Raw genomic sequence first — 7,639 nt, forward strand, 5'->3', positions numbered from 1 at the left:
AGATGGGCCACGTAGACGGCGACCTGCCCGTTCGGGGTCTCGACCGTCGTGCGCAGCGCGCGCGTCCAGCCGAGCCGGATGTCGACGGGCCGGGTGTCGGCCAGCGGGTACTTGCTCCAGACTCCGACCGTGCCCTGCAGGGAGTGGTACTTGTACGTGCTCGCCAGCGCCCGCTCGTACGTCGGCGCGGCGTCGCCGGTGACCTCCTCCAGGGCCACCACGTCCGCGCCGGAGGCAGCCACCTCGCGGGCGGTGCCCTCGGGGTCGGGGTTCTGGGCGTTGACGTTGTGGGTCGCGACCGTCAGATCGCCGCCCGTCGCCGAGGACTTGGTGCCCAGCAGCCCGCCGAACAGGTTCGCCCACACCAGCGTCGGCAGCACCAACGCGACCAGCGCGGTAGCCGACCTGCGCAGCAGGGCGAACAGCAGCAGGACCGGCACGCCCAGGCCCAGCCACGGCAGGAACGTCTCCAGCAGGCTACCCAGGTTGCCCACCGCGTTGGGCACCTGTGCATGCAGGAACATCAGCCCGGTCAGCACGACCGCGAAGAGGGCCAGCAGCCAGCCGCGCCGCCACATGCCCGGGCCGCGCCAGCCGCCGAGCAGGCGCCGGCCCCGGGATCCGATGGGCTCGTGTGCCGAGCTCGCGTGCCCCGTTTCCGTCGTGTACGCCTGCGTCATGTGCCGTCCTCGCTACCTCGCTCGTCGGCCCCCGCCTCCCCGCACGATAGGCGACGACCTGTGGCTTCCCCGCCGCCCCCTGGCGGCCACTCACCCTGCATGACGAGTACGGCGGGGCCATGGGTTCCGACGTGCGCCCGCGCATCGGTACCTGTGACAGAAACCGAACAGTTACCCGAAGTACCGCCGGAGTACGCCCTGGTGGGGCAGCCGGTGCGGTCAGTGCGGGCGTACGCCGTCCAGCACCGCGTCCACGATGCGCTCGGCCAGCCCCCCCGGCAGTTCCTGCCACTCACGCAGGACGGCCCGGGCGAGCATCGGGCCGACGAAGAGGTCGGCGAGCAGTTCGGGGTCGAGGTCGGCGCGGATCTCACCGGTGGCCATGCCGCGGCGCAGCACCTCGTACACCGCCTCGCGCCGGGCCTGCACCACGGTGTCCTGGTACGCGCGCCACAGCCTGGGATGCGACCGTATCTCGGTGATCACGGCGCGCAGCACGGCCGAGGAGCGCTTGGCCAGGCCGCGGCGGCGCAGGAACTCCAGCATGAGGACGAGGTCGTCGCGGACCGACTCGCCCACCGGCTCGGGAGTCTGGAGGTCCGCCTCCAGGGAGCGCAGGACGTCGAGGAGGAGGGCCTCCTTGCCGGGCCAGCGGCGGTAGACGGTGGCCTTGCCGACCCCGGCCTCGCGGGCGATCCGCTCCATCGACAACTCGCCGACTCCGGCGCCCTCTTCGAGGAGGCGCAGGACGGTCTCGACGACCGCCACGTCGACGGCGGCGTTGCGGGGGCGGCCGCGCCGCACTGCGGTGGTCATGGGGCCGTGCTCCCCCGGCCCCCTGCCTCCGGCACCTCGGCGACCGGGGTCCCGCCCGGTTCCATGGAACCGGTTTCGTCCGCCTCCATGGAGCCGGTCCCGTCCGCCGGCTCCATGGCGCCGGTCTTGTCCGCCTCCATGGAGCCGGTTTCGTCCACCAGCTCCATGGGGCCGGTCCTGTCCACCGCCGCGAGTCTGTCCTCCTCCGCCGGCCCGCCCTCCGTACGTCCCTGCTCTTCGGACGGCTTCGGGCGGCCCGGCAGGAACAGGGCCACGACGAGGGCGCCGACCAGGGCGACGCCCGCCGCCCCGACCACGGTGACATGCATGGCATGGATGAACGCCGCGTTGGCGGGGGCCACCAGCGCGCTGCCCTCGGGTCCCATCCGCTCGGCCGCGCCGAGGGTCGCCTCGATCGACTCGCCCGCGGCGTGCCGCAGGCCGGGCGGCAGGACGGCGAGCTCGTCGTCGATCCCGGCCCGGTAGGTGGCGGACAGCAGGGAGCCGAGGACGGCCACGCCCAGGGCGCCGCCGACCTGCCGGAAGGTGTTGTTGACCGCCGAGCCGGAGCCCGCTTTCTCGCGCGGCAGCGACTGCATGATCGAGGTGGTGACGGGCGGCATCGTGTGGGCCATGCCGGCGCCCTGGAGGAAGAACAGCACCTCAAGGACCCAGATCGGGGTGTCCTGGTCGAGCAGCGTGAACCCGGCCAGGGTGGCGGCGACGAGCAGCATGCCGCCGGTGCACACCGCGCGGGCGCCGAACCGCTCCACCACGAGCGGGGCGCGCGGCGCGAACACCATCTGCGCGGCGGCGAGCGGCAGTATCAGCACGCCCGTCTCCAGCGGGGAGTAGCCGCGCACGCTCTGCGTGTAGAAGACGGTGAAGAACGTGACGCCCATCAGCGCGAAGAAGACCAGCGCGATGGCGGCCACGGCCGCGGAGAACGCGGGCTTGCGGAAGTAGCCGATGTCGATCGCCGGGTGGTCGCTGCGCTTCTCGTGGAGCACGAACAGCACCAGCACGGCGAGACCGGCTCCTATGGTGCCCAGCACCTGCGGATCGGAGAAGTCGGCCAGCCGCCCGCCCTGGATGATCCCGTACACCAGCAGCACGAGCCCGACGACGGACAGCAGCACGCCGATCGGATCGATCCGGCCGGGCCTGGGGTCCCTGGAGTCGGGTACGAGGAGCAGCATCGCGGCCAGGCCGAGGATCACGATGGGCACGTTGACCAGGAAGACCGAGCCCCACCAGAAGTGCTCCAGGAGCAGGCCGCCGGTGATGGGCCCTATGGCGATGGCGAGGCCGACGCCGCCGACCCAGATCCCTATGGCCTTGGGCTGCTCGTCGCGTTCGAAGACGTTCATGAGGATGGCGAGCGTGGCGGGCATCACGAAGGCGCCGCCGAAGCCCATCAGGGCGCGGAAGGCGATGAGTTGGCCGGGTGAGTCGGACAGCGCGGCGAGTGCCGAGCCGATGCCGAACAGGGCCATTCCGAAGAGCAGGACCTTCTTGCGGCCGAGCCGGTCTCCCAGGAGGCCCGCCGTGAAGAGGATCCCGGCGAAGACGAGCGTGTAGGAGTTGATCGCCCACTCCAGCTCGCTCTGCGTGGCGCCGAGTCCGGTGGGCGGCGGGGTGGCGATCGTCTTCATGGCCACGTTGAGGATCGAATTGTCCAGCACCACGATCAGCAGGCTGAACATGAGCACCGAGAGGATGAGCCAGCGCCGCCGGTGCACGGCCTCGGGAACGCCGCGTTCAGCGGCGGTGGTGCCGGTCGGAGTCACCATGGGCCCAGAGTAGCCTCATACGAAACGGGCCCGTTCCGTATCTGGGGAGACACGCCCCCTCTTTCACCCTCCGGCCGCTGATGCCACCATGGACATGGTCCGGGGACGCCGTGAGGGCGCCTCGAGATGACGAAGGAGCCATTGCCATGACGTCTGCCCTGACGCCTGTCCCGAACGGGCAGGGTGCGGCCCACTCCGAGGCCCCCTCCGTGGCCCCCGCCCGGCCCGCCGACAGCAGCAAGGCGCTGTACGGCGGCAAGAGCACCCGCCGTATCACCGTCCGCGACGTCGCCGGCGCCAAGGAGCGCGGCGAGAAGTGGCCCATGCTCACCGCGTACGACGCGATGACCGCCTCCGTCTTCGACGAGGCCGGGATCCCGGTCATGCTCGTCGGCGACTCCATGGGCAACTGCCACCTCGGCTACGACACCACCGTCCCCGTCACGCTCGACGAGATGACCATGCTCTCGGCCGCGGTCGTCCGCGGCACCCGGCGCGCCCTGATCGTCGCCGACCTGCCGTTCGGCTCGTACCAGGAGGGCCCCGTCCAGGCGCTGCGCAGCGCCACCCGCCTGGTCAAGGACGCGGGTGTGGGCGCGGTGAAGCTGGAGGGCGGCGAGCGCTCGCACCGGCAGATCGAGCTGCTGGTGGAGTCCGGCATCCCGGTCATGGCGCACGTCGGCCTGACCCCGCAGTCGGTCAACGCCATGGGCTACCGCGTCCAGGGCCGCGGCGAGGAGGCGGCCCACCGGCTGCTGCGCGACGCCAAGGCCGTGCAGGACGCGGGCGCCTTCGCGGTGGTGCTGGAGCTCGTACCGGCCGGGCTGGCCGCCGAGGTCACCCGCTCCCTGCACATCCCCACCGTCGGTATCGGCGCCGGGCCGGACTGCGACGCTCAGGTGCTGGTGTGGACGGACATGGCGGGCATGACGGAGGGCAGGGTGCCGCGCTTCGTCAAGCAGTACGCCGACCTGCGGCGGGCCCTCGGGGACTCGGCGAGGGCGTTCGCCGAGGACGTGGTGGGCGGGGCGTTCCCGCAGGAGGAGCACACCTTCCACTGAGCCGCCGCTCCTGCTGAGCCGCCGGTTCCGCTCAGCTCGGGCTCCGCTGGGCCGCCGCTCCCCGCTGGGCCTTCGGCCCGCCGTTTCCCGGGCTGTCCCCCTGGGTTTCGGCGGGCTGTCGGTGCGATGTCGGTGCGTTGTCAGTGGCGGGTGCGACGCTTTCCGGCATGACGCGAATCGAAAAGAACTCCGGGGGCGGAAACGCCGTCGAAGTACGGGGGCTGGTCAAGCACTTCGGCGACACCCGCGCCGTCGACGGTGTTGACCTCGATGTGAAGGAGGGCACCGTCCTCGGTGTCCTCGGCCCGAACGGGGCGGGGAAGACCACGCTGGTGCGCTGCCTGTCGACCCTGCTGACGCCGGACGCGGGCACCGCGACCGTCGCGGGCTACGACGTGGTGCGCCAGCCCCGGCAGCTGCGCCGCACCATCGGCCTGACAGGGCAGTACGCCTCGGTCGACGAGAAGCTGTCCGGCTGGGAGAACCTCTACATGATCGGGCGGCTGCTCGACCTCCCGCGCAAGGACGCCCGCCGCCGGGCGGACGAGATGCTGGAGCGGTTCTCGCTCACGGAGGCCGGCAAGCGGGCCGCCCACACGTACTCGGGCGGTATGCGCCGCCGCCTCGACCTGGCCGCTTCCATGATCGGGCAGCCCTCGGTGCTCTACCTGGACGAGCCGACCACGGGCCTGGACCCGCGCACCCGCAACGAGGTGTGGGACGAGGTCAAGCGGATGGTCGCCGAGGGCGCCACCGTCCTGCTCACCACGCAGTACATGGAGGAGGCCGAGCAGCTCGCCAGCGAGCTGACGGTGATCGACCGCGGCAAGGTCATCGCCGAGGGCCGGGTCAACGAGCTCAAGGCGAAGGTCGGCGGCCGGACCCTGCAGATCCGCCCCGCCGAGCCGGGCGAGCTGCACCGCATGGTCGGCGCCATCGCCCAGGCCGGGCTCGACGGCATCGCGGGCGCGACCGCGGATGTCGAGGAGGGCCTGGTCAACGTGCCGATCGTCAGCGACGAGCAGCTGACCGCGGTGATAGGCCTGCTCGGTGAGCGCGGCTTCGCCATCGCCGGGATCGACACCCACCTGCCCAGCCTCGACGAGGTGTTCCTGGCCATCACCGGCCAGAAGACCTCCACGCCCGCCGACGAGCGGGACGGCCAGGCCGACAACGAGCTTCAGGAGGTCGCCGTATGAGCGCGGCAGTAGCTTCCGCGCCCGCGGCGGCGCACTCCGGCGAGGGCCGCATCGGCCTGCGCGGGAACCTGCGGCACATCGGCGCCCTGGTGCGCCGCAACGCCCTGCAGATCAAGCAGGACCCGGAGTCGATGTTCGACGCCGTGCTGATGCCGATCATCTTCACGCTGCTGTTCGTGTACGTCTTCGGCGGCGCGGTCGGCGGCAGCCTGGGCGGCGACCGGACCGTCTACGTCAACTACGTCATCCCCGGCCTGATGGCGATGGGCGGCCTCAACATCGCGATGTCGGTGGGCACAGGCGTCAACGACGACTTCAACAAGGGGGTGATGGACCGCTTCCGCACGATGCCCATCGCCCGCTCCTCGGTGCTGATCGCCAAGCTCATCGTGGAGTCCGGCCGGATGATGGTCTCCACCATCATCCTGCTGACGGTGGCCTTCCTCATCGGCTTCGACCTGAAGACCGGCCCGCTGGAGCTGCTGGCCGCGATCGCGCTGGCGCTGGCCTTCGGCGCCTCGCTGACCTGGATCTTCATGCTGCTGGGGCTGACCCTGAAGACCCCGCAGGCGGTGCAGGGCATGGGCTTCCTGGTGATCATGCCGCTGCAGTTCGGCTCGTCGATCTTCGCCCCGCCCGGGACGATGCCAGGCTGGCTGGAGGCCTTCACCAAGTACAACCCGCTCTCCCAACTGGCCGACGCGGCGCGCGCGTTGCTCAACGGCGAGGGCGCGGTGGCGCACCCGGTGATGATCACCCTGGGCTGGGCGATCGTCATCACCGCCGTGACGGCCCCGCTGGCCGTCTCGAAGTTCCGCAACAAGACGTGAGGTCCGGCTGACCACCGGTCCGGGACCACCGGTCCCGGATCATCGGTCCCGGATCATCGGTCCCGGATCATCGGTCCCGGACCGTCGCGTCACACCAGGGTGGCGGCCTCGTCCAAGGAGAGGCCGCCACCCTCGGCGTACACCCGCTCGTACGCCGCGTCGTCCAACGCGCGGCGCACCTCGGCCTCCGCCGCCGCGCGCGCCTCCCGCTCCGCGGCGACCGGATGGTAGGCGGCGGGCAGCAGTGCGTCGTAGGCGCCGAGAAGGCGGGCCGCCCGCTCGGCGTTCCCGGCCCCGCCCAGGATCCCGTACGCGCGGGCCGCACCCATCAGCTGGGTCACCGGCTGGGCGGGGGCGACCATGTCGGTAAACGGATCGCGCAGCAGCCCCAGCGCGGTGCGGAACTTCTCCAGCGCATCCCGGCCCCGTCCGTCCGCGGCGTCCAGCCAGGCGTTGAGCCCCGTCAGCATCCCCGCGAACAGGCCCGGGGCCCGCCCCCCGAACTCCTCCTCGAACAGCCGCTGGACCTGCCGCCGCGCCTCGTCCGTACGGCCCGTGCGGCCCAGCAGGACAACCAGGTTGACACGGGCGAAGGCGGTCGCGTCACCGCCCAGCCGCTCCCCCTCCGCCAGCGACTCCCGCAGCAGCGGCTCCCCGGCCTCGATGTCGCCCGACTCGATCAACGCGACGGCCAGCCTGCCCCGCAGCAGCGAAACCTGCCCCATCGCCCCCAACTCCCGGGCATACGGGATGGCTTCGCGGTAGTCCTCGGCCGCCGCCGCGTACTCCCCGCGCCGTTCGAGCGCCTCGCCGCGCGAGGACAGCGCCTCGGCCACGCCCCAGCCGTCACCGAGCCTGCTGAACCGCTCCACGCTCTCGTCGGCGTCCCGCCGGGCGGACTCGGCCCTGCCGGGGCGTTCGCTGAGCATCCTGGCGCGGAACTGCAGGGTGTACGCCAGCTCCCACTCGTACCCGAGGCGGCGGGCGCCCTCGACGGTCGCGTCGATCGTCTCCGCCAGCAGGTCCGCGTCCCCGGTGAGCAGCACCGCGAAGAACCACATGGCGCCCGGCATGCGGCAGGTCTGCGGCTGGCCCGCGCGGTAGGTGGCCCTGATACCGCGCAACTGCGCCTGCATCTCGGGGGTTTCCAGGTCCTGCCAGGGCTGCTCGATGTGGACGAGCGCGATGAGCCGCACGCCGCGCCGCGCCTCGCCGAGGAGGTCCGGCGGCAGGGGCAGGGGCGTGTCCGTGGCGGCCACG

At 71.9% G+C, this 7,639-nt stretch carries 5 protein-coding genes and 2 pseudogenes; 3 read left to right on the plus strand and 4 right to left on the minus strand.

Annotation, left to right across the window (positions count from 1 at the left end; translation table 11 throughout):
- The 3 genes and pseudogenes from AOK16_RS20195 to AOK16_RS20205 form a co-directional block, all read right to left on the minus strand.
- Nucleotides 1-680 (minus strand): endonuclease/exonuclease/phosphatase family protein (locus AOK16_RS20195; RefSeq protein WP_055473609.1); only part of this gene is annotated, 680 nt, incomplete at its 3' end.
- Nucleotides 681-899: 219 nt separating this feature from the next.
- Nucleotides 900-1,496 (minus strand): TetR/AcrR family transcriptional regulator, encoded by a 597-nt coding sequence (locus AOK16_RS20200; protein WP_055473610.1) that lies wholly within the window; start codon nt 1,494-1,496, stop codon nt 900-902.
- Between the two features lie 224 nt (nt 1,497-1,720).
- Nucleotides 1,721-3,289, minus strand: a pseudogene (locus AOK16_RS20205) (MFS transporter); the annotation flags it as partial.
- A 146-nt stretch (nt 3,290-3,435) separates the two neighbouring features.
- On the opposite strand from AOK16_RS20205, the gene panB reads away from it, so the two are divergent.
- The 3 genes from panB (at nt 3,436) to AOK16_RS20220 (ending at nt 6,379) form a co-directional block, all read left to right on the plus strand.
- On the plus strand, nt 3,436-4,350 hold the full coding sequence (gene panB, locus AOK16_RS20210) for a 3-methyl-2-oxobutanoate hydroxymethyltransferase (protein ID WP_079101596.1): 915 nt from the start codon (nt 3,436-3,438) through the stop codon (nt 4,348-4,350).
- Between the two features lie 167 nt (nt 4,351-4,517).
- A complete protein-coding gene (locus AOK16_RS20215; protein WP_055473611.1) occupies nt 4,518-5,549 on the plus strand; it encodes an ATP-binding cassette domain-containing protein in 1,032 nt (343 codons plus the stop codon).
- The gene (locus AOK16_RS20220) at nt 5,546-6,379 is read left to right on the plus strand and encodes an ABC transporter permease (protein WP_055473612.1); all 834 of its coding nucleotides are present in this window, start codon (nt 5,546-5,548) and stop codon (nt 6,377-6,379) included. The genes AOK16_RS20215 and AOK16_RS20220 overlap by 4 nt, the downstream gene beginning before the upstream one ends.
- An 89-nt stretch (nt 6,380-6,468) precedes the next feature.
- Here AOK16_RS20220 and AOK16_RS20225 read toward each other — a convergent pair.
- A pseudogene (locus AOK16_RS20225) lies at nt 6,469-7,639 on the minus strand (tetratricopeptide repeat protein); the annotation flags it as partial.

Source organism: Streptomyces pathocidini (assembly GCF_001418495.1).
In the GTDB taxonomy this organism is placed as follows: domain Bacteria; phylum Actinomycetota; class Actinomycetes; order Streptomycetales; family Streptomycetaceae; genus Streptomyces; species Streptomyces pathocidini.